Genomic DNA, 22,205 nt, shown 5'->3' with positions numbered 1-22,205 from the left:
TCCATGAGCTACCGGGAACTGATCGTCGAGCTTGAGCGCGACCGCGCGGAAGAGCTGTCCGACGCGCTGATCGAGCTTGGCGCCCTCTCGGTGTCGGTGGAAGACGCCGACGCCGACACGCCCGACGAGCAACCGCTCTTCGGCGAGCCTGGCCTCACGCCCGAGCGCACCGCGTGGCAGCATTCGCGCGTGATCGCGCTGATCGGCGACGATCAGGATCCCGCCGTGCTGCTCGCGGCGGCGTCCAACGAGCTGGGGCTGCCTGAAACGCCGAAGCACACGCTGCGCGAAGTCGAGGAACAGGACTGGGTGCGCCTCACGCAATCGCAGTTCGATCCGATTCCGATCGGCGAGCACATCTGGGTCGTGCCCTCGTGGCACGACGCGCCCGACCCCGACGCGCTGATCCTCGAACTCGATCCGGGCCTGGCTTTCGGCACGGGCAGCCATCCCACCACGCGCCTGTGCATGGAATGGCTGGAGCAGAACGTGCAGCCGGGGACATCGCTGCTCGATTACGGCTGCGGCTCGGGCATCCTCGCGATCCTCGCGAAGAAGTGCGGCGCCAACCCGGTGATCGGCATCGATATCGATCCGCAGGCGGTCGAATCGGCGCGCCACAACAGCGAACGCAACCACGCGGACGTGACGTATGGCCTGCCCGACGACCTGCAGGCGGGCGAGTTCGACATCGTCGTTGCAAACATTCTTTCGAATCCGCTCAAGCTGATGGCGTCGATGCTGTCGTCGCGCGTGAAGCCGGGTGGACGCCTCGCGCTGTCGGGCATTCTTGCCCGCCAGGCCGATGAAGTGGCGCAGGTGTACGCGCAATGGATCGATATCTCGGTCTGGCGCGAGCACGAAGGCTGGGTCTGTCTGGCCGGTACGCGGCGCGCATAACGCTCCACGAAAGCCGCCCGCCCTGCCGGGCGGCGGCTCAAGTCGTTAGGCGTCGTGGATTGCCATTAGAATGGCGTGTATCGCCAACCATCCGGGTCCACGGCACACATGCTCCTGGCCACGCGCTGCCCCTTCTGCGAAACCGTATTCCGTGTCCAGCCGGCACAGCTCGCCGCTCGCCGCGGTCTCGTGCGTTGCGGCCATTGCCAGGAAGCGTTCGACGCCTCGGGTAGCCTGTACGAAATGCCCGAAGGCGGCGATTTCGCGCTGGCCACGCCCGTTGCGGCCGATATCGCCGCGAGCCTGACGACGCCTCATGCGGCCGCGCATCCCACTCATGCCGCGCAGCCTGTACAACCCGAACCCCTCGTAGAGGCGCCACGCGAGCCGGAACCGGTCGCGCCGACGCCCGAAGCCGCGCGCGAGCCTGAGCCGGCTCCCACTCGCCCCGCCGCGCCGCCGAATTTTTCGAGCGCCGCCTGGGATCCGTGGGCGCCGCAGCCGGACAGCCACATCGATCCGCGCCTGCAATACAACGCCGAAAATCTGCCGCAGGCGAGCCTTGCCGCCGCCGCGAGCCGGGCGGCGCGCGAAGTCGAAATGCGCGTGATCCACGACGACGAGCCCACGTTCTCGTCCGGGTCCGCGCCCGCTCCGGCACACGTCGAAGCCGAAACGCCCGCTGCGCGCTGGACGCGTGTCGAGCACGAACTGGTTCCCCCGGAGCCGGTCGCTCCGGGCAGCGCGCATGCGGCTCACACCGAGCCGACGCTTTCGTCGGGCGAAACAGCCCGCACGCCGCCCCGCACACCAGCCCACTCACCCGTCGCCAATCCCGAACCGGTGTTCCATCGCTCCACGGCGATCGCGACAGGAACCGCCGCAGCCGCAAGCGCACCCGCCTTCACCGCACTCGAAGCCAACGACGGCGACGCGCCCTTTGCGGTGACCCGCGAAGCGCCCGCGCGCGCGAAGGGGCATCCGGGCTGGCGCATCGTCGGCTCGCTGCTGGCGCTCGCGCTGATCGTGCTGCTGGCGCTGCAGCTCGTCTGGTGGCAGCGCGAAAGCGTCATGGTCTACTGGCCCGCGTCGCAGCCGCTCTACCAGCAGGTCTGCGCGCAACTCGGCTGTCACGTGAGCCCGCCGCGCGACATCGACGGTCTGCAGGTGCAGCCGTCCGATCTGCGCCAGGTGGACGACCCGCATCATCTCGAACTGAAGGTGCCGCTGCGCAACCGCTTCCAGGTGGCGCTGGCGTATCCGGCCATCGAACTCACGCTGCTCGACCGCCAGAACAACGTGGTGCTGCGCCGCGTGCTCTGGCCGCAGGACTACGCGCCGCCCGGCACCCGCATCGACGCCGGCCTTCCCGCACACAGCACGCAGACGATGATCGTGCGGCTCGACACCGGCAACGTCGTCGCATCGAATTTCCGCATCGAGATCTTCTATCCGTAGCCGCGTATCCCTGCGCGCGCGCCCGTGCCGCCCACGCGATGCGCGCTCGCGCGCCCCTGGCACCCGGCGACGCCGGGTGCGCCACTCACCACAACAGCCTTAAATCCGGAGAGCACATCATGAGTCAAGTCACGCTAGGCGGTAACCCGATCGACGTCGCAGGCACCTTCCCGGCGCCCGGCCAGAAGGCCCCGTCGTTCTCGCTCGTCGGCAAGGATCTGAAGCCCGTCGCACTCGCCGATTTCGCCGGCAAGCGCAAGGTGCTGAACATCGTGCCGAGCCTCGACACGCCGACCTGCGCCACCTCGACGCGCAAGTTCAACGAAGCCGCCGCCAATCTCGACAACACGGCTGTCGTCGTGATCTCGGGCGACCTGCCGTTCGCGGCTGGCCGCTTCTGCACGACCGAAGGCATCGAGAACGTCGTCACGGCGTCGACCTTCCGCGGCCATGAGTTCGCGCAAGCCTACGGCGTGGACATCACGAGCGGCCCGCTGACCGGCCTCACGGCGCGCGCCGTGGTCGTGATCGACGCGAACGACAACGTCGTGTACGCGGAACGCGTCGGCGAAATCAAGAACGAGCCGAACTACGACGCAGCGCTCGCCGCGCTGAAGTAATCACGGCGGCGGCGCGCACAGCGCGCGTATCGCAACGACAGCACCACGACGATAGCCGCCGCGCGCCGCCCTCTTTCATCACACGCATCACAGGAATTCCCGCCTTGGCTACGCTCATTTGCGGCTCGCTCGCCTACGACAACATCATGACCTTCGAGGGTCGCTTCCGGGAGCACATCCTGCCCGAGCAGGTGCACATCCTGAACGTGAGCTTCCTCGTGCCGACGATGCGCCGCGAATTCGGCGGCTGCGCGGGCAACATCGGCTACTCGCTGCACCTGCTGGGCGGCGACGCGCGCATCATGGGCACGCTCGGCGCCGCCGACGCGCAACCCTATATGGACCGCTTCAACGCGCTCGGCCTGAACACGGCGCACGTGCGCGTGCTGCCCGACATGTGGTCGGCGCAGGCGATGATCACGACCGATCTCGAAAACAACCAGATCACCGCGTTCCACCCCGGCGCGATGATGCAGTCACATGTGAACAAGGCAGACGAAGCGCCCGGCATCAAGCTCGGCATCGTCGCGCCGGACGGCTTCGACGGCATGGTTCAGCACGTGGAGCAACTCGCGCAGGCAAAAATCCCGTTTGTCTTCGATCCGGGTCAAGGTTTGCCGCTGTTCGACGGTGCGTCGCTACGTCGCGCGATTGAACTTGCGACCTACCTGACGGTCAACGATTACGAAGCCAACCTTGTGAGCCACCGCACCGGCTGGTCGATCGAAGAAATGGCCAGCAAGGTCGACGCACTCATCATCACGCGCGGCGAGCAAGGCTCGCAGATCTATCACGGCGGCCAGATCGAAGAGATCCCCGTGGTGCAGGCCGAACGCGTGCTCGACCCGACCGGTTGCGGCGACGCCTTCCGCGGCGGTCTGCTCTACGGCATCGAGAACAAGCTCGGGTGGGCGACCACCGGGCGTCTCGCGAGCCTGATGGGCGCGCTCAAGATCGAGCAACAAGGTCCGCAGAACTATGCGCCCACGAAGGCGCAGATCATGGAACGATTCAAGGCGGCGTTCGGTTACGAACTGTCGCTCTGAACACGCAGCGCCGCGGGAACGGCCTGCATTGGAGTGCTTGGGAAATGAAAACAACAAATCGTCTGATTGTGACCGTCATGGTTGCGGGTTCGCTCGCCGTGACGGGTTGTGCCTATAACAGCAGCTCCGCCGATGTCTACACCGCGTCGCAGGCGCAGCGTGAAGCCACGGTGCGCATGGCGGTGGTCGAAAGCGTGCGCGCGGTGAAGATCAGCTCGAACAACGGCCAGCCCAGCGGTCTGGGCGCCGTCGGCGGCGGTGCGCTCGGCGCGGTGGCCGGTAGCGCGATTGGCGGCGGTCGCGGCTCGATCGTCACCGGCATCATCGGTGGCATCGCGGGCGCGGTGGCCGGTAACGCGGTCGAGAACGGCGTAGCGATGCACGATGGCCTCGAAATCACCGTGCGTCTGGATAACGGCGACTACCGCGCCATCACGCAGGCCGCCACCGGCGAAGTGTTCCAGGCCGGCGACCGTGTGCGCCTGCTCTCCAGCGGCGGCGTCACGCGCGTTACGCACTAGGAAAACAAGAGATTCACCTGGCTGGCGTGCCGTCACACCAGCCATCGAAGACCGGTTTCCCCTGTACCGCAGCGCGGCTTCGTGCCTGCCTGCGGAACCTCAGGCGCATGCTCTCCCCTGTGCATGCGCCTTTTTTCATGCCTGCGCGTCTGTCATGGCGTCCTTCGCTCAAAGCCTGCAGACGAAAAAAATCCCGTCGCGGATAGTCCAGCGACGGGATTGCAGATCGAGCCTCGCGAGCAAGCCGCCAGGCCCGACCACCGAAGCACGCGTTGTTTAACTGACTCTCGCGCGCTTCGGCCGGTACGACTTGAACGGCTTACGGACGGCTGCCGGTCGGGAACGGCCATGCAGCAGCCGGGTTCAGTGCCGTCTTGACCGTTGCTGCGGGCGCAGCCGGTTGCGCAGCGGCCGCAGGCGCAGCAGCGGCAGCCTTCTTCGCAGGCGCCTTGCGGGCAGCCTTCTTCGCAGCAGGCTTCTTGGCAGCAGGCGCGGCCTTCTTCGCGGGCGCAGCCTTCGTGGCAGCAGCAGCCTTCTTCGCCGGTGCGGCCTTCTTTGCCGGTGCAGCCTTCTTGGCCGGCGCTGCCTTCTTCGCAGCAACCTTCTTCACGGCGACTTTCTTCGCAGCAACCTTCTTCGCTGCGGCCTTCTTCGCCGGTGCTGCCTTCTTCGCGGCAACCTTCTTCACCGCGACTTTTTTCGCAGCAACCTTCTTTGCTGCGGCCTTCTTCGCCGGTGCTGCCTTCTTCGCAGCAACCTTCTTCACGGCGACCTTCTTGGCTGCAACCTTCTTCGCAGCGACCTTCTTGGCCGGTGCTGCCTTCTTCGCCGGCGCTGCCTTCTTCGCAGCAACCTTCTTCACGGCGACCTTCTTGGCAGCAACCTTCTTCACTGCTGCAACCTTCTTCACTGCGGCCTTCTTCGCCGGAGCAGCAGCCTTTTTCGCTGCGACCTTCTTGACTGCGGCTTTCTTGGCCGCCGGTTTCTTCTTGGCAGTTGCCATTTTTTTCTCCTTCAGGTTCAGATGAGAGTCAGTTCAAACTACACCCTTCGTCAAAACCCGCTTCCCGCAAACGCTTCTCAGGGCGCACGCTACAAAGCGGGCTATTCATCGGCGTACGCTGATCCCGCGCGCTTACGCTAATGAATGCGGTAAGGCGCGCCGTGCTGAAAAGCACGGCGCGCCAAGTCATTCCGGCGTCGGCTACCGACACCGGGCAACGTTCGTTGAGGGCGCAAGCCACATGGCTCGCGCCTTTTTCCGGGGGGAAGTTTGCCCATCCCTCTGAAGGGTTCGCAAAGTGCCTTGCACCTAAGTGAGCCGTCAAGGCTCCGGGCACGCTTTGCATCAGGCGTTCCTGCTCCTAATCGTCATGCCGGCGAAGGCGCTCGCGTAGCGCCTTGCGGCAACCCCAAAAGACTGACTGCGCAGTGCGTCCGGGTCATTCCCAGGTCAGCGCACCGCCCGTCTGGTATTCGATCACGCGCGTTTCGAAGAAGTTGCGTTCCTTCTTCAAGTCGATCATTTCGCTCATCCACGGGAACGGGTTCTCTTCGTTCGGGAACAGCGTGTCGAGGCCGATCTGCTGGCAGCGACGGTTGCAGATGAAGCGCAGATAGCTCTTGAACATCGACGCGTTCAGGCCCAGCACGCCACGCGGCATGGTGTCCTCCGCGTAACGGTATTCGAGATCGACGGCTTGCTTGAACAGTTCGGTGATCTCCGCGCGGAACGCCGGGGTCCACAGCTGCGGATTTTCGAGCTTGATCTGGTTGATCAGGTCGATGCCGAAGTTGCAGTGCATCGACTCGTCGCGCAGGATGTACTGATACTGCTCCGCGGCGCCCGTCATCTTGTTCTGGCGGCCGAGCGCGAGAATCTGCGTGAAGCCCACATAGAAGAACAGACCTTCCATGATGCAGGCGAACACGATCAGCGAACGCAGCAGCGTCTGGTCGGCTTCGAGCGTGCCGGTCTTGAACGCAGGGTCCGTGAGCGTCTGGATGAACGGGATCAGGAACTCGTCCTTGTCGCGGATCGACTTGACCTCGTGGTACGCGTTGAAGATCTCGCTTTCGTCCAGACCGAGCGATTCAACGATGTACTGGTACGCGTGCGTGTGGATCGCTTCTTCGAATGCCTGGCGCAGCAGGAACTGGCGGCATTCGGGCGCCGTGATGTGCCGGTAGGTGCCGAGCACGATGTTGTTGGCGGCGAGGGAGTCGGCGGTCACGAAGAAGCCGAGGTTGCGCTTCACGATGCGGCGCTCGTCCTCGGTCAGACCATTCGGGTCTTTCCACAGGGCGATGTCGCGCGACATGTTCACTTCCTGCGGCATCCAGTGATTCGCACAGCCAGCCAGGTACTTCTCCCAGGCCCACTTGTACTTGAACGGGACCAACTGGTTCACGTCGGTCTGACCGTTGATGATGCGCTTGTCGGCGACATTCACGCGGCCTTCGGTCGCGACCGGCGTTTGCGGCGGCGGGGCGACTGCGAAGTCGGCGGCGAAGATGTTTTGCGCCGAAGAGGACTGAGGAGCGGAGTGCATGCCCGGAGCAGAGACAGCCTGACCCGCGAGGTTGCGCATTGCGTTTTGCTGCGCACCGCTCGACGGAGTTACGGCCGTGTTCTCGTCATCCCAGTTGAGCATAAATGTCACCATCAATTTAGAACGGTTTGTACCATCTTTTCGTGAGCGGTAAAAGGGTTCGCACACGAAAAAACCTGTTTTCGATTCGCGTTGAGACCTCGATACAACACTTTGTTATCGCATCGTCTCGATCGACTCGCGTGAACAGCACGCAAGCTTCGCTTTTGCGTCGCCTCTGCGTCGCTCGAGCGTCACTGTCGCTGCGCGTTTCATGGTCTTCGCACAATCGTGAGCGCCGATGAAAGAGTCTCTGCATCGCGTGTGTTCACACGTCGTCTGGCTTCGCTCTTCACTGCGCTTTTCATCATGTTTCGCTGCTGCAAAGACAGACTGCGCGGTGTTCGTCTGTCTCGATGTCTTGCGTCCCGCTGCGCTCAAACGCGTGTCTCGCGCGGCGCATTCCGAAGCCTTGCGAAAAACCCCAGGGATTCCTGAAGCCTCCCGTAAGTGAGACGTGGAGAAGAAGCGAGCAACACGCGTGCCGCGTTGCGTTTCACACATCGTCGGGAGAGACAGGCGGCGCGCGTTGCGCGCACCGCCTTCAAACGCTACGACTACCTACTACTATTATTGACTGCCGGTGCTGCCAGGGTACTGCAGTACGGCTCGCGGTCCTGCGTCATGCGCGCAGTGTTGCGCTGCGCGCTGCCGCTTTATAGCGAGCGTGCGCCACGCTTACTGGCAAGCTTCGCACTCTTCGAAGCCTGCATCGCCCGGACGCATCATGCACACCGGACCTTCTGCTTCCGGCGCGGCAACGTCCACCTGCTCCGCTGCCGATTGCATCACCGTCGAGCCGCCGTTGCCGGCCGCGCCGCCCGCGGCACCAAAGCCAGCACCACCTGCCGCGCCGCCGCCATTCCCACCACCCGTCGGCACCGCGTTGAGCGCGCCGTGAGCGACCGTCGACTTCTCGACGTGCGTGGCGGCCATCGTGCGCAGGTAGTACGTGGTCTTCAGACCGCGCACCCATGCGAGCTTGTAGATCTCGTCGAGCTTCTTGCCCGATGCGCCCGCCATGAAGATGTTCAGCGACTGCGCCTGGTCGATCCACTTCTGACGACGCGACGCCGCTTCGACGAGCCACGTCGGATCGACTTCGAACGCCGTTGCGTACACCGCGCGCAGGTCGGCCGGCACGCGGTCGATGCGCGAGAGCATGCCGTCGAAGTACTTCAGGTCGGCGACCATGACTTCGTCCCACAGGCCGCGCGACTTCAGGTCGCGAACGAGGTAGTCGTTCACCACCGTGAATTCGCCCGAGAGGTTCGACTTCACGTAGAGGTTCTGGAACGTCGGCTCGATACACGGCGACACGCCGATGATGTTCGAGATCGTTGCCGTCGGCGCGATCGCGATGCAGTTCGAGTTACGCATGCCGTGCGCCGCGATGCGCTCGCGCAGCGAGGTCCAGTCCATCGATTCGCTGGAGTCGACTTCGACGTAGCCGCCGCGCGCTTCTTCGAGCAGCTTGAGCGTGTCCTGCGGGAGGATGCCGCGATCCCACAGCGAGCCGCGGTAGGTCGAGTAGCGGCCGCGCTCGGCTGCCAGCTCCGTCGACGCCCAGTACGCGTAGTAGCAGACGGCTTCCATCGAGCGATCGGCGAACTCCACGGCTTCCTGCGAAGCAAACGGCGTGCGCAGAACGTGCAGGCAGTCCTGGAAGCCCATGATGCCCATGCCCACCGGGCGGTGCTTCAGGTTCGAGTTACGCGCCTTCGACACGGCGTAGTAGTTGATGTCGATGACGTTGTCGAGCATGCGCATCGCCACGCTGATGGTGCGCTTGAGCTTGTCGTGGTCGAGCGCGAACGTGCCGTCGGCCTGTTCGATCATGTGCGCGACGAGGTTCACCGAGCCCAGGTTGCAGACGGCGATTTCCGTGTCGCTGGTGTTCAGCGTGATTTCCGTGCACAGGTTCGACGAGTGGACGACGCCCACGTGCTGCTGCGGCGAACGCACATTGCACGGATCCTTGAACGTGATCCACGGATGGCCCGTTTCGAACAGCATGCCCAGCATCTTGCGCCACAGTTGCGCGGCCGGCAGCTTCTTGAACAGCTTGATCTCGCCGCGTGCAGCCTTCTCTTCGTAAGCGACGTAAGCCTTTTCGAAATCCGCGCCGAACAGGTCGTGCAGATCCGGGCAGGTCGACGGCGAGAACAGCGTCCAGTCGCCGCCTTCCATCACGCGCTTCATGAACAGGTCGGGAATCCAGTTCGCCGTGTTCATGTCGTGCGTGCGGCGACGGTCATCGCCCGTGTTCTTGCGCAGCTCGAGGAATTCTTCGATGTCCAGGTGCCACGTTTCCAGGTACGCGCAGACCGCGCCCTTGCGCTTGCCGCCCTGGTTCACCGCGACGGCCGTATCGTTCACGACCTTCAGGAACGGCACCACGCCTTGCGACTTGCCGTTCGTGCCCTTGATGTGCGAGCCGAGTGCGCGCACACGCGTCCAGTCGTTGCCCAGACCGCCGGCAAACTTCGACAGCAGTGCGTTGTCCTTGAGCGCTTCGTAAATGCCGTCGAGATCGTCGGCAACCGTCGTGAGGTAGCACGACGAAAGCTGCGAGCGGTGCGTGCCCGAGTTGAACAGCGTGGGCGTCGACGACATGAAGTCGAACGACGAGAGCACGTTGTAGAACTCGATCGCGCGCGCTTCGCGGTCGATTTCGTTGAGCGAGAGACCCATTGCGACGCGCATGAAGAATGCCTGCGGCATTTCGATGCGGGTGCCGCCGACGTGCAGGAAGTAGCGGTCGTACAGCGTCTGCAGGCCAAGGTAGCCGAACTGCAGGTCGCGGTTCGCGTTCAGCGCGTTACCGAGACGCTTGAGGTCGAACTGCTGGAGCTTGTCGTCGAGCAGGCCGGCTTCGACGCCGCGCTTGATGAACTGCGGGAAGTATTCCGCGTAACGCCAGCCCATGTCGGCTTGCGTGACTTCTTCTTCCAGAATTTCGCGACGGATCGTGTGCAGCAGGATGCGCGACGTGACCTGGCTGTAGGCCGGGTCCTTTTCGATCATCGTGCGCGCGGCCAGAATCGCCGAGTCGTAGACCTGCGACATCGGCACGCCGTCGTACAGGTTCTTCACCGTTTCAGCGACGATCGGGTCGGCGCTGACGGCTTCGCCCAGGCCTTCGCACGCCGACACGATCAGCGCGTGCAGCGCGTTCATGTCGAGCGGGCGCGTGACGCCGTTGTCGGTTACGTTGATGCCGGGCGCGGCTGCGGCTTCCGGTGCATGCGAGCGCTCTTGCGAGCGCTTCTCGCGATACAGCACGTAGGCGCGCGCGACGTTGTGCTCGCCGCCGCGCATCAGCGCGAGTTCGACCTGATCCTGAATGTCTTCGATGTGGAACGTGCCGCCGTTCGGACGGCTGCGCACGAGTGCGCGCACGACGTTCTGCGTGAGCTGCTCGACGAGTTCGCGAACGCGCGCCGACGCGGCACCCTGCCCGCCGTTGACGGCCAGGAATGCCTTGGTCATGGCGAGCGCGATCTTCGACGGCTCGAAGCCCACCACGCTGCCGTTACGGCGGATCACCTTATGGTCGGCGAACTGCGTCGCGCTGGCCTGGCCGTCCTGCGGCTGGCCACCCAGCGTGTGCGCGGCGGCCGCGCCTTCATAGCGGGTCGAGACGTTATCGGTCGTTTGCATGTGCAAAGCTCCTGGTCCTGGAAATGTGCGAAGGAAATTCGCGAATTAATACGGATGCCGCGCCCCCGTGTGCGCGGACGATTGGGGGGAGAGAGCGAGCCAGCCTGGCGAGGCTGCCGGATGCGGCAAGGCAGATGAGCCACGTAACGTTTCGGTCTTCATCGTGGATGCCGCGATCATTGGCTGTACCTTTTCTCTCGATACCAGCCGGTGCGCCGGTTTTAAGCGGACTGCACCGCACAATTTTTGCTATGCCGCTAATGCGCGCGGCGCCGTGCTCATCAGAGCGGGGCGCCGCCGAACATACAACATATGGTGTAAAGCTGTGCTTCGGGTACGAAGTATAGTGGAAGCGCCGGGCAGTCAAAGAAGAAAAAACGAAGAAAATTTTGGCCTGGAGACTTGACAGCGCGTGAAGCCCAGACGGCGCGGGCATTTCAGCGCGACACCCGATTCCATGCGTCGAAAAGCCCATACGCCGCGCGACGGTTAGCGCGGCAAGAGGTCTTCCGTTTAGTTGCGCTTCACTGCGTCACGACGTCGCTGACGACGCATTACGACACGTCGCGCGCGTGAAGATAGGGAAAGAACACATCGCCGAGTTGCGTCTCGCGCTGCAGACGCGTCCACTCGAAATGCGGTCCCGGATCGGTCTTGCGGCCTGGCGCGATATCCGAATGGCCCGCCACGGCGTCGATCGGATAGTGCGCGCACAACGCCCGCACGAGGGGCGCGAGTGTCGCATATTGCGCGGGTTCGAAGGGCTGCGTGTCGCTGCCTTCGAGTTCGATGCCGATCGAGAAGTCGTTGCAGCGCTCGCGTCCGAAGAAGTTCGACAGGCCCGCGTGCCACGCGCGCTCATCGCAGGAGACGAATTGTTCGAGCGCGCCGTCGCGATGGATCACGAAATGCGCCGACACGCGCACGCCGCGCAGATGCGTATCGAAGTACGGATGCGCGTCGCAGTCGAGGCGGTTGAGGAACAGATCGGCGATCTCCGGGCCGCCGAACGTGTCGGGCGGCAGACTGATGTTGTGCACGACGATGAGCGTCGGCACGGCGCCGCCGGGACGCGCTTCGAAGTTCGGTGAAGGCAGGCGGCGCGCGGGCGAAACCCAACCCTGCGCATCGACCGCGTACGCAGGCGGCGTTACATCGTGACTCATGCGTGGCTCACTCGCAACTTAGCGCGCGGGACGATCCTGGCCGGTCTTGCGCGCGTCGTAGGCGCGTGCGTGCGCAGCGCTGCAGAAACTCTGCGCGCCCACGCTCACCGATTCGCTGCGCGGCGCGTGCACGCCGCACTCGGCGCAACGCACCATCGGCTCGGCCAGCGCGCCGGCGTTCGCACCATTCGCACCATTGCCCTGCGCACCGCCATTCGCGCGCCATGCGCCCGGCCCCTGCTGACGCGGATCGGCGCCAGTGCGAGCTTGCGGCTGCGCGCGGCGCAGCGTCTTGACGAACCACTGCCCGACGAAGAACAGCAGGATCAGGAGAAGAATCTGTCTCATGGAATCAAACGACCGGACGATGCAGCAGCACTTCGAACACAAAGCGGCTGCCGACATAAGCCAGCAACAGCGCGACGAACGACGCGATCACCCAGCGCAGCGCCGAGCGGCCACGCCAGCCCGAAATCTTGCGCGCGGTGAGCAGCGCGCCGAACATCAGCCACGAAAGAATCGCGAACACGGTCTTGTGATCGAGCGACAGCGGCCGGTCGATCAGTTGTTCGCTGAAGACGATGCCCGACACCAGCGTGGCGGTCAGCAGCACGAAGCCCGCGCCGATCAGACGGAACAGGAGCTTTTCCATCGTGAGCAGCGGCGGCAGCGTTTCGATCCAGTTCGACAGCCAACCGCCGCCCTTGTTGCCGGCGTTGCGCTGGAAGCCCGCGCCCTTGAGCGCGTGCAGCCGGCGCTCGACGGCAAGCATCAGTACGGCGTGCAGCGCGGCGATGGCGAACAGGCCATAGGCCACGTTGGCGATCACGAAGTGCAGCTTGAAGAGCGGCGCGGCCGCATACGGCAGCACGCGCACGCCACCGAACACGAGCGGCAGGATCGATGCGACGGCGGCCAGCGGCAACAGCAGCAGACGCAACCCGTCGAGCGAAAAGAAAAAGCTCTCGATCCAGTAGATCACCGCGCCGAGCCAGAACATCGCCGACAACGCGAACGCGAAGCCGAAGATCATCTCGTTGGCGGGGAAGATCGTCATGTGCAGCAACAGGCCGTGCGCCGCGAGCGCGATGAACAGCAACGCGCGCGAGAACACGCCGAAGCTGCGCGCGCGCGTCTCGACGCCCGCGCCGGCAGGGCCCGCGAGGCCGGCCGTCACCGGAACCGGCGGCACGCTGCCGAAGAGCGGCTCGATGCTGGCGCGGCGCAATGCGCGCCAGTCGGCGGCGCACAGACCGCCGTACAGGAGCACGGTGAGGGCATACAGTACAATATCCATGTTCGAAGTTTACTATAGGCCCCCAGGCCGCGCGGGATCGCAACGCATCGCGACGCTCTCCCGCTCCACGCACCGGGCCGCACTGCTCACCGCCTCCCCATGCTCGACAATCTCACTCAACGGATGGCGCGCGTCGTCAAGACGCTGCGCGGCGAAGCCCGGCTGACCGAAGCCAATACGCAGGAAATGCTGCGCGAGGTCCGTCTCGCGCTGCTCGAAGCGGACGTGGCGCTGCCCGTCGTGCGCGAGTTCATCGCCAAGGTGAAGGAAAAGGCGCTCGGCGAGGAAGTCATCGCCAGCCTTTCGCCGGGCCAGGCGCTCGTCGGCGTGGTGCAGCGCGAGCTGACCGCCGTGATCGGCGGCGACTACGAAGGCAAGGCCGCCGAACTCAACCTCGCCGTCACGCCGCCCGCCGTCATCCTCATGGCCGGTCTGCAGGGCGCGGGTAAAACCACCACCGTCGGCAAGCTGGCCAAGCTGCTGCGCGAGAAGTACAAGAAGAAGGTTCTCACTGTTTCCTGTGACGTCTACCGCCCCGCGGCTATCGCGCAGTTGAAGACGGTGACGGAACAGGTCGGCGCGGACTTCTTCCCTTCGCAGCCGGACCAGAAGCCGGTCGACATCGCCGCAGCCGCGGTCGACTGGGCCAAGCGCCACTATCACGACGTACTGCTCGTCGACACGGCCGGCCGCCTCGGTATCGACGAGGCGATGATGAACGAGATCACCGCGCTGCACACCTCGCTCAAGCCCGCTGAAACGCTGTTCGTGGTCGATGCGATGCTCGGTCAGGACGCGGTCAACACCGCCAAGGCGTTCAACGACGCCCTGCCGCTCACCGGCGTCGTGCTCACCAAGCTCGACGGCGACTCGCGCGGCGGCGCGGCGCTGTCCGTGCGCCACATCACCGGCAAGCCGATCAAGTTCGTCGGCGTCGCGGAAAAGCTCGACGGCCTGGAAGTGTTCCACCCGGACCGCATGGCCAACCGGATTCTCGGCATGGGCGACATTCTCGCCCTCGTCGAGGAAGCGCAGCGCGGCGTGGACGTTCAAGCCGCCCAGAAGCTCGCCGACAAGGTCAAGAAAGGCGGCGACTTCGACCTCAACGATTTCCGCGCGCAGCTCTCGCAGATGAAGAAGATGGGCGGCCTGTCGTCGCTCATGGACAAGCTGCCCGCGCAGTTCCAGCAGGCGGCCTCGGGCGCCAACATGGGCCAGGCCGAAAAGCAGATGCGCCGCATGGAAGGCATCATCTGCTCGATGACCGCGCAGGAGCGCGCCAAGCCCGATCTCATCAAGGCCACGCGCAAGCGCCGTATCGCGGCGGGCGCGGGCGTGCAGGTGCAGGAAGTGAACCGTCTGCTCAATCAGTACGACCAGATGCGCACCATGATGAAGAAGCTCAAGGGCGGCAACCTGCAGAAGATGATGCGTGGCATGAAGGGCATGATGCCCGGCATGCGCTGATCGACGAGTATTTCGACGATTTTTTTCGATATCCGGGCCGCGCGGCGCACAGGCGCGCGGGCGGCCTGAAACGACGCGGCGCGCGAGCTGGACCATGAAGCGCGGGTTTTTGCTGTAGCGCGCGCCGTCGTTATTTTCCACACTGAATAGCTACAGCCACCGCCCCGCCAGAGTCATGAATCGCGAAGAAGCCCTCCATATTTTCCGCCACTCCGAAGAAATCGTTTCGGTGGGCGAGGTCAATGCGTCGATCGGCCGGATGGCCGAAGCCATTCGCGCCGATATCAGCGAGGACTTCCCGCTCGTGCTGTCGGTGATGGGTGGCGCGGCCGTGTTCACCGGCATGTTGCTGCCGCACCTCGATTTCCCGCTCGAATTCGACTACATCCACCTCACGCGCTACCGCAACGCCATCAAGGGCAGCGCGGAAATGCAATGGCGCGTCGCGCCGCGCGAGTCGGTGAAGGACCGCGTCGTGCTGGTGCTCGACGACATCCTCGATGAAGGCGAAACCATGGCCGCGATCCGCGACCGCATCATGGACATGGGTGCGAAGCGTTTCCTGTCGGCCGTGCTGTGCGAGAAGATCATTCCGAAGGCCAAACCGCTGCATCCGGACTACTGCGGCTTTTCGGTGCCGGACCGCTATGTGTTCGGTTGCGGCATGGACGCGAAGGGCTACTGGCGCAATCTGCCGACCATTCGCGCGCTGACCGAGGGTGCGTAACTCCGGCGCTTAATCCAGGCACACAGGCAGCACCAATAGAAAACGGCCCTTTCGGGCCGTTTTGCTTTTGAGACCGGCGCGCATCAAAGCTGATGCACGAACGTGGCGATCCCCGCGAGGATCATCTCCACCGAAATCGCCACGAGCACGAGACCCATCAGGCGCTCGAAGGCCGTCACGACACGCTCGCCGAGCCACTGCTGAATGCGCTCGGCAAGCACCAGCACGACCGCGCAGATCACCATCGTCACGACGAGCGCGCCGATCCATTCGAACAGCTTGCCCGGCGCCTGCGACGTCAGCAGCATGACCGTGGCCAGCGCCGAAGGCCCCGCCAGCGCAGGAATGGCGAGCGGCACGATGAGCGGCTCGCCGCCCTTGTCGCCGCCACCGAACGGACCGCCCGGATGCGGAAAAATCATGCGCAGCGCGATCAGGAACAGCACGATCCCGCCGCCGATGCGCAGCGACGTGTCCGTGAGGCCCATCATGCGCAGGAAGCCGTTGCCGGCCACCATGAAGATGAGCAGGATCACGAACGCGATCGCCACCTCGCGCAGAATCACGATCGCCCGGCGCTCCCGCGCCACGTGATGCAGGCAGCCGATGAAAAGCGGAATATTGCCGAGCGGATCGGTGATGAGCAGCAGCAGGATCGTCGCGGACAGAAAACTGTACTCCACGTTCGCAACGCTCCTTTAGCTGAAGTTAATCGTGAAAATGCGCGTGAAAATACGCGTAAAACCGCGCATCAAGCCTGCAGCGCGGCGCGCACCTTCTGCGCCACCGTCTGCGCGGCCTCGTCGGCCGGCAGCAGCGTCGCTTCGGTGTCGCGGCGGCCCTGGTACTCGACCTTGCCTTCCTTCAGGCCACGCTCGCCAATCACCAGACGATGCGGCACGCCGATCAGTTCCCAGTCGGCGAACATGACGCCCGGACGCTCGCCGCGATCGTCGAGGATCACGTCGATGCCCGCTTCGACCAGTTCGTTGTACACACGCTCGGCGTGCTCACGCACGAGTTCGCTGCGGTCCATGCCCATCGGGCACACGACCACCTGGAACGGCGCGATCGATTCCGGCCAGATGATGCCCTTGTCGTCGAAGTTCTGCTCGATCGCCGCGCCCAGGATACGCGTGACGCCGATGCCGTAGCAACCCATCTGCATCGGTGCGGGCTTGCCGTTTTCCGCGAGGAAGGTCGCGCCCATCGCGTCCGAGTACTTGGTGCCGAGCTGGAACACGTGGCCCACTTCAATGCCGCGGCAGATGTCGATGATGCCCTGGCCATCCGGCGACGGATCGCCCTTCTTCACATTGCGGATGTCGGCAACGACCGGCTCCGGCAGATCGCGGCCCCAGTTCACGCCCGTGGTGTGGAAGTCCGCTTCGTTCGAGCCGACCACGAAGTCGCTCATGTTCGCGACCGTGCGGTCCGCGATCACCTTGACCGGCTTCTTCGTGTTGAGCGGCCCGAGGTAGCCCGGCGGCGTGCCGAACCATTCGACGATTTCGGCTTCGGTCGCCATGCGGAAACCGGCGAGGCCTTCGATCTTGCCCGCCTTGATCTCGTTCAGGTCGTGGTCGCCGCGCAGCATCAGCAGCCAGATCGTGGGTTCGGCGCCCTCTTTGTCCGTCGCGAGGATGATCGACTTGATCGTGCGTTCGAGCGGCAGACCGAGCAGTTTGGCGACGGCTTCGCACTTCGCGGCGCCGGGCGTCGAAGTCTTCGTGAGCGCTTCGGCGGGCGCTGCACGCTCGGCGATCAGCGGCAGCGCTTCAGTGGCTTCGACGTTGGCGGCAAAATCCGAGGTCGGGCAGTAAGCGATGTCGTCCTCGCCCGTTTCGGCGATCACGTGGAACTCGTGCGAGCCGCTGCCGCCGATCGAGCCGTTATCGGCGACGACCGCGCGGAAATCCAGGCCGAGACGCGTGAAGATGCGCACGTAGGCGTCGTACATCTTCTGGTACGACAGCTTCAAACCGTCGACGTCCTTATCGAACGAGTACGCGTCCTTCATGATGAATTCGCGGCCGCGCATCACGCCAAAACGGGGACGGATTTCATCGCGGAACTTCGTCTGCACCTGGTAGAAGTTCACCGGCATCTGACGGTAGCTCTTGATCTGGTTGCGCGCGATGTCGGTGACGACTTCCTCGTGCGTCGGCCCCATCACGAAATCGGTCTGCTTGCGATCCTTGAAGCGCAGCAGTTCCGGCCCGTATTGCTCCCAGCGACCCGATTCCTGCCAGAGTTCGGCCGGCTGCACCGCCGGCATCAGCAGTTCGATGGCGCCCGCGCGGTTCATTTCCTCGCGCACGATCTGCTCGACCTTGCGGATCGAACGCAGGCCAATCGGCAGATAGTTGTAGATGCCGCCCGCGACGCGACGGATCATGCCCGCGCGGATCATCAACTTGTGGCTGACGATTTCGGCGTCAGCCGGCGCTTCCTTGAGGGTGCCGATAAAGAAACGGGAGGCTTTCATTCAGAGTTTTTTCCAAAAGCGGCGGCAACGGGAGGCCGTCCGAAAGAGTCCAACGGTGGAGTTCACAGACCCGACATTATGACAACGCCCCGGGCGCCTTGCCGGTGAGGCCCGGCGGGCGGCGCGGCAAGCGGTTTTTGCGCCTTCGTGACAAAACGCTCCAAACTTCTGGCCGCCGGGTGCGTGAGGACCGTTATCTGTTTATAATCAAAGCAATTTTAAAGGATTCGAAGGTGGTTGTATGCTGGATCGTGAGGGGTTTCGCCCGAACGTCGGCATCATCCTCTTGAACGCGCGAAACGAGGTGTTTTGGGGCAAACGGGTTCGCGAACATTCCTGGCAGTTTCCGCAAGGGGGCATCAAATATGGTGAGACCCCCATGCAGGCAATGTATCGGGAGTTGCACGAAGAAACCGGTCTGCATCCGGAGCACGTCAAGATCGTCGGTCGCACGCGCGACTGGCTGCGTTATGAGGTGCCGGACAAGTTCATCAAGCGCGAAGTGCGCGGCCATTATCGCGGTCAGAAACAGATCTGGTTTCTGCTGCGTATGGTTGGGCGCGATTGCGATATCTGCCTGCGGGCGACGGAGCATCCCGAGTTCGATGCGTGGCGCTGGAACGAATACTGGATACCGCTCGAGGCGGTCATCGAATTCAAGCGCGACGTCTATCAACTGGCGCTGACCGAACTGTCGCGATTTTTGCGACGCCCGGCCATGCCGCGAGTCGAGCGCGTCAATGCGCACGGCCCGCACGGACATGAGGTGCGCTACCCGCGCCTCATCGCGACGGCGCACGCCCAGGCCGCCCAGGAGATAGCGTTCGAAGCCACATTCGTGGACGCTACCGATCACGCCACGCTGGATCGCGACTGCGACCCCGCGGGGAGTATGATCGAGCCTGCGCCGGACGAGCACGGCTGATCTCCGGTTTGACCGGGGTTCGCCGCCGCCACGTCGCACCCAACGCCCGGACCGCCGCACGCTGCGCACTCCAGTGCGCAGCGTGCGGCGGTCCGCATTCGCGGCGCCGCGCATTCGTGCGCGCAGCGCCGGTGCATCGAAGGAAACATCACTTGAAACGATTGGCTCTTGCTGCGGTGTGCGCCGCGGCCGCAAGTAGCGTCCTGCTGTCCGCGTGCGGCAGTTCCGGCCCCACCAACAAGGACGACAGCGCGTTCACCTACCTGCTCGACCGCAAGGGCGAGTGGACGGAAAACAAGCTCGAAAGCCTGCCGGCGCTGCCCGGCCCGAATGCCACGCTGTACGGCTTCGATGTCTCGAACAACACGCCGCTGAAGTTCGCCGTCGATCCGGCATCGCTGACCGTCGGCACCGACGGCGTGGTGCGCTACGTGATCGTCATCACCAGCCCGAACGGCGCGCGCAACATCAACTACGAAGGCATTCGCTGCGACACCTACGAGTGGCGCCTCTATGCGAGCCTGAACGCCGACCACAACGGCTGGGACCAGACCGTCGCGAACAACTGGTCGCGCATCGAGAACGGCGAGCTCAACGCCTACCAGTCGCGGCTTTATCAGGACTACTTCTGCGCGAACAAGATGCCGATCGGGAAGGCGTCGGTGATCAGCGAGAACATCCGCTTCGGCCGCACGCAATCGACGCTCGTGCGCTGAGTCATGCGCTGATTGATGCGCCGCCGCGCACGGATATCCGCGCGAGCCGAAAACGAAGAAGCCGCAGCAGTCATCGACTGTTGCGGCTTTTTTACTGTGTAACCTGAAGGGCCTCAGACCAGCACGAGATTGTCGCGATGGATCAGCTCCGGTTCGAGCATATAGCCGAGCACGCCTTCGATTTCGCCACTCGGATGACGCTGGATCAACTTCGTTTCCGCGCTGCTGTAGTTGGTAAGGCCCCGCGCGACTTCCTGGCCTGAAGGATTCAGGCAGGCGATCACCTCGCCACGCGCGAACGCCCCCTGCACACCCACCACACCGATAGGCAGGAGACTCTTGCCGTCCGCCGTGAGCTTTTGCACTGCACCGTCGTCGATCACGACATGGCCGCGTACCTGCAGGTGATCGGCCATCCATTGCTTGCGCGCCGCCATGCGCGCGGTGCGTGCGATGAGCTGCGTGCCGATCGCCTCGCCTTTGGCGAGCCGCACCAGCACGGCTTCCTCGCGACCGCTCGCGATCACGGTGTTCGCGCCGCTATGCGCCGCGCGCTTGGCCGCGAGAATCTTGGTGAGCATGCCGCCACGGCCGATGCTCGACCCCGCGCCGCCCGCCATGGCTTCGAGTTCCGGCTTGCCGGCGTCGGCTTCCTGCACGAGCGTCGCAGCCGGGTCCTTGCGCGGATCGGCGGTATAGAGGCCGCTCTGGTCGGTGAGGATGACGAGCGCGTCGCCTTCGATCAGGTTGGCGACCAGCGCGCCGAGCGTATCGTTGTCGCCGAACTTGATTTCGTCGGTGACGACCGTGTCGTTCTCGTTGATGATCGGCACCACACCCAGCCGCAGCAGCGTGAGCAGCGTCGAGCGCGCGTTCAGATAGCGTTCGCGATCCGCGAGGTCGGCGTGCGTCAGCAGGATCTGCGCAGTGCGGATATTGTGTTCCGCGAAGCGGCTTTCATAGACCTGCGCGAGGCCCATCTGGCCGACGGCGGCGGCCGCCTGCAGTTCATCGATCTCGCGCGGGCGTTTGGTCCAGCCCAGACGTTGCATGCCTTCGGCAATCGCGCCCGAACTCACGAGCACGACTTCCTTGCCCTGCGCGCGCAGCGCCGCGATCTGCGCGGCCCATCGGCCGATGGCCGCATGATCGAGCCCGCGGCCATCGTTCGTGACGAGGCTCGAACCGACTTTCACTACCAGACGCCGGGAATCGGCGATGACGGAACGCATGCTGCGCGGTCTCCCCAAATGACTGATGACACGTGAAGCGGCCGACGCGGCCCGCGCGCCGGCACGAACGGTGAATTACTCCTGCGGTTCCTGCGCGACGCCGTTGCCGCCCGAACTGGCCTGACCCGGCACTCCGTCACGGAAGCGCACGTCGGAGGCGAGGTCTTCCGCTTCCTCTGCGCGACGCGCATCCGAATGCGCGGAAACGTAGTCGTAGATCGCGTAGCAGAGATTTTCGCAGCCCTGGCCCGTAAGCGCCGAAATCTCGAACACCGGGCCGTCCCACTCGAAGCGCTTCACGAAGTCGGCGATGCGTTCGGCGCGCTCTTCTTCCGGCACCATGTCGAGCTTGTTCAGCACGAGCCAGCGCGGCTTCTCATAGAGCGTCTCATCGTACTTGCGCAACTCGCCGACGATCGCTTTCGCATCCGCGACCGGATCGACCGTTTCGTCGAACGGCGCGAGGTCGACCAGATGCAGCAGCACGTTGGTGCGCTGCAGGTGGCGCAGGAACTGGTGCCCAAGGCCCGCGCCTTCGGCGGCGCCTTCGATCAGTCCAGGAATGTCGGCGATCACGAAGCTCTTGCTCGGACCCACGCGCACCACGCCCAGGTTCGGCGCGAGCGTCGTGAACGGATAGTCGGCGATCTTCGGCTTCGCGTTCGACACCGACGAAATGAAGGTGGATTTGCCCGCGTTGGGCATGCCGAGCAGGCCGACGTCGGCCAGCACCTTCAGTTCCAGCCGCAACATACGGCGCTCGCCGGGCTTGCCGTCGGTCTTCTGACGCGGCGCGCGGTTGGTGGACGACTTGAAATGCAGGTTGCCGAGGCCGCCCGCGCCGCCTTGCGCCACGATCACGCGCTGGTCGTGCTCGGTCAGGTCGGCGATGAACTCGCCGGTTTCCATGTCGGTGATGGTCGTGCCCACCGGCATGCGCAGCGTGATGTCGTCGCCGCCCTTGCCGTAGCAGTCCGAGCCGCGGCCGTTTTCGCCGTTGCGCGCCAGATGCTTCTTGGTATAGCGGTAGTCGATCAGCGTGTTGATGTTGCGATCGGCGATCACGTAGACGCTGCCGCCCCGCCCGCCGTCGCCGCCGTCCGGCCCGCCGAACGGGACGAACTTCTCGCGCCGCATCGACGCGCTGCCATCGCCCCCATCGCCGGCGATGACTTCGATCTTCGCTTCGTCAATGAACTTCATGCGTTACTCCGTCCCGTAATCGGTGAATCGTCGGTAAATCGTTATTGTGCCCACGTATTGTGCTCGTCGGGGCCATGCCTGCCCACCTGGCCGAATGGCCAATGGCGGACCGGACTGGCCAACGG

General features: G+C 64.3%; 20 protein-coding genes. 9 read left to right on the top strand and 11 right to left on the bottom strand.

What is annotated here, in order from left to right:
* Nucleotides 1-3: 3 nt before the first annotated feature.
* The 5 genes from prmA (at nt 4) to B0G62_RS27080 (ending at nt 4,545) form a co-directional block, all read left to right on the top strand.
* Nucleotides 4-900 (top strand): 50S ribosomal protein L11 methyltransferase, encoded by an 897-nt coding sequence (gene prmA, locus B0G62_RS27100; protein WP_103707260.1) that lies wholly within the window; start codon nt 4-6, stop codon nt 898-900.
* Nucleotides 901-1,008: 108 nt separating this feature from the next.
* On the top strand, nt 1,009-2,358 hold the full coding sequence (locus B0G62_RS27095; RefSeq protein ID WP_103707259.1) for a zinc-ribbon and DUF3426 domain-containing protein: 1,350 nt from the start codon (nt 1,009-1,011) through the stop codon (nt 2,356-2,358).
* A 119-nt stretch (nt 2,359-2,477) separates the two neighbouring features.
* A complete protein-coding gene (tpx, locus tag B0G62_RS27090; RefSeq protein WP_103707258.1) occupies nt 2,478-2,978 on the top strand; it encodes a thiol peroxidase in 501 nt (166 codons plus the stop codon).
* A 104-nt stretch (nt 2,979-3,082) separates the two neighbouring features.
* Nucleotides 3,083-4,024, top strand: coding sequence for a carbohydrate kinase family protein (locus B0G62_RS27085; protein WP_103707257.1), 942 nt, complete (start codon nt 3,083-3,085; stop codon nt 4,022-4,024).
* 44 nt (nt 4,025-4,068) lie between these two features.
* A complete protein-coding gene (locus B0G62_RS27080; RefSeq protein ID WP_103707256.1) occupies nt 4,069-4,545 on the top strand; it encodes an outer membrane lipoprotein in 477 nt (158 codons plus the stop codon).
* Between the two features lie 319 nt (nt 4,546-4,864).
* Here B0G62_RS27080 and B0G62_RS32760 read toward each other — a convergent pair whose 3' ends face one another.
* The 7 genes from B0G62_RS32760 to B0G62_RS27045 all read right to left on the bottom strand — a co-directional run bounded on the left by B0G62_RS32760 (nt 4,865) and on the right by B0G62_RS27045 (nt 13,322).
* A complete protein-coding gene (locus B0G62_RS32760; protein WP_103707255.1) occupies nt 4,865-5,548 on the bottom strand; it encodes a histone H1-like DNA-binding protein in 684 nt (227 codons plus the stop codon).
* A gap of 28 nt (nt 5,549-5,576) precedes the next feature.
* Nucleotides 5,577-5,894, bottom strand: a complete 318-nt coding sequence (locus B0G62_RS32365) for a hypothetical protein (RefSeq protein WP_103707254.1) — start codon at nt 5,892-5,894, stop codon at nt 5,577-5,579.
* Between the two features lie 93 nt (nt 5,895-5,987).
* On the bottom strand, nt 5,988-7,199 hold the full coding sequence (locus B0G62_RS27065; RefSeq protein WP_103707274.1) for a ribonucleotide-diphosphate reductase subunit beta: 1,212 nt from the start codon (nt 7,197-7,199) through the stop codon (nt 5,988-5,990).
* Between the two features lie 675 nt (nt 7,200-7,874).
* Complete coding sequence (locus tag B0G62_RS27060) at nt 7,875-10,859, bottom strand: ribonucleoside-diphosphate reductase subunit alpha (RefSeq protein ID WP_103707253.1); 2,985 nt, start codon at nt 10,857-10,859, stop codon at nt 7,875-7,877.
* 554 nt (nt 10,860-11,413) lie between these two features.
* Complete coding sequence (gene ampD, locus B0G62_RS27055) at nt 11,414-12,025, bottom strand: 1,6-anhydro-N-acetylmuramyl-L-alanine amidase AmpD (protein ID WP_103707252.1); 612 nt, start codon at nt 12,023-12,025, stop codon at nt 11,414-11,416.
* Nucleotides 12,026-12,043: 18 nt separating this feature from the next.
* Nucleotides 12,044-12,373: a PP0621 family protein gene (locus tag B0G62_RS27050; RefSeq protein ID WP_103707251.1), complete on the bottom strand. Its 330-nt coding sequence runs from the start codon at nt 12,371-12,373 to the stop codon at nt 12,044-12,046.
* A 4-nt stretch (nt 12,374-12,377) separates the two neighbouring features.
* Nucleotides 12,378-13,322: a cytochrome C assembly family protein gene (locus tag B0G62_RS27045; RefSeq protein ID WP_103707250.1), complete on the bottom strand. Its 945-nt coding sequence runs from the start codon at nt 13,320-13,322 to the stop codon at nt 12,378-12,380.
* 99 nt (nt 13,323-13,421) lie between these two features.
* Between B0G62_RS27045 and ffh the strand changes: the two genes are divergently transcribed.
* Nucleotides 13,422-14,789 (top strand): signal recognition particle protein, encoded by a 1,368-nt coding sequence (ffh, locus tag B0G62_RS27040; protein WP_103707249.1) that lies wholly within the window; start codon nt 13,422-13,424, stop codon nt 14,787-14,789.
* Between the two features lie 175 nt (nt 14,790-14,964).
* Nucleotides 14,965-15,516 (top strand): hypoxanthine-guanine phosphoribosyltransferase, encoded by a 552-nt coding sequence (locus tag B0G62_RS27035; protein WP_103707248.1) that lies wholly within the window; start codon nt 14,965-14,967, stop codon nt 15,514-15,516.
* Between the two features lie 83 nt (nt 15,517-15,599).
* Here the strand turns inward: B0G62_RS27035 and B0G62_RS27030 are convergent, their stop codons facing one another.
* Both B0G62_RS27030 and B0G62_RS27025 read right to left on the bottom strand, forming a co-directional pair.
* The gene (locus B0G62_RS27030; RefSeq protein ID WP_103707247.1) at nt 15,600-16,199 is read right to left on the bottom strand and encodes a MarC family protein; all 600 of its coding nucleotides are present in this window, start codon (nt 16,197-16,199) and stop codon (nt 15,600-15,602) included.
* Between the two features lie 68 nt (nt 16,200-16,267).
* Nucleotides 16,268-18,004 carry a proline--tRNA ligase gene (locus B0G62_RS27025; RefSeq protein WP_103707246.1) on the bottom strand — a complete coding sequence of 579 codons (1,737 nt, stop codon included), beginning with the start codon at nt 18,002-18,004 and terminating at the stop codon, nt 16,268-16,270.
* Nucleotides 18,005-18,245: 241 nt separating this feature from the next.
* Between B0G62_RS27025 and B0G62_RS27015 the strand changes: the two genes are divergently transcribed.
* Both B0G62_RS27015 and B0G62_RS27010 read left to right on the top strand, forming a co-directional pair.
* Entirely contained in the window at nt 18,246-18,929 is a 684-nt protein-coding gene (locus B0G62_RS27015) for an RNA pyrophosphohydrolase (RefSeq protein WP_103707244.1), read from the top strand.
* A 152-nt stretch (nt 18,930-19,081) separates the two neighbouring features.
* The gene (locus B0G62_RS27010; protein ID WP_103707243.1) at nt 19,082-19,645 is read left to right on the top strand and encodes a CNP1-like family protein; all 564 of its coding nucleotides are present in this window, start codon (nt 19,082-19,084) and stop codon (nt 19,643-19,645) included.
* A gap of 113 nt (nt 19,646-19,758) precedes the next feature.
* Here the strand turns inward: B0G62_RS27010 and proB are convergent, their stop codons facing one another.
* Nucleotides 19,759-20,877: a glutamate 5-kinase gene (gene proB / locus B0G62_RS27005; RefSeq protein ID WP_103707242.1), complete on the bottom strand. Its 1,119-nt coding sequence runs from the start codon at nt 20,875-20,877 to the stop codon at nt 19,759-19,761.
* A gap of 75 nt (nt 20,878-20,952) precedes the next feature.
* Complete coding sequence (gene cgtA / locus B0G62_RS27000) at nt 20,953-22,080, bottom strand: Obg family GTPase CgtA (RefSeq protein WP_103707241.1); 1,128 nt, start codon at nt 22,078-22,080, stop codon at nt 20,953-20,955.
* Nucleotides 22,081-22,205 lie beyond the last annotated feature (125 nt).

Source organism: Paraburkholderia eburnea, assembly GCF_002917095.1.
Classification (GTDB): domain Bacteria; phylum Pseudomonadota; class Gammaproteobacteria; order Burkholderiales; family Burkholderiaceae; genus Paraburkholderia; species Paraburkholderia eburnea.
This window is presented reverse-complemented; position numbering and strand designations above follow the sequence as displayed.